Here is a 225-nt window from a genome sequence, read left to right as displayed (position 1 = left end):
TAAGTGTAAGCAAAATAATATAGAACTTAGAATTGTTGATAGATTTTATCCATCATCAAAGACTTGTAGCCAGTGTGAAGAGATTAATAAGAATTTAAAACTTAAAGATAGAGTTTATAAATGTAGTTGTGGTTTATCTATTGATAGAGATTTAAATGCAAGTATTAATCTTAAAAATGCTAAAAAATATAAGATAGCTTAAATACAAAGTAATTTTCCCACACG

At 24.9% G+C, this 225-nt stretch carries 1 protein-coding gene; it reads left to right on the top strand.

The annotated features are described in order from the left end of the window. Nucleotides 1-202 (top strand): transposase (locus KGF36_RS20050; protein ID WP_227854987.1); only part of this gene is annotated, 202 nt, incomplete at its 5' end. Between the last annotated feature and the right edge of the window lie 23 nt (nt 203-225).

This window comes from Clostridioides sp. ZZV14-6009, from assembly GCF_020658095.1.
Taxonomy (GTDB): Bacteria; Bacillota; Clostridia; order Peptostreptococcales; family Peptostreptococcaceae; genus Clostridioides.
This window is presented reverse-complemented; position numbering and strand designations above follow the sequence as displayed.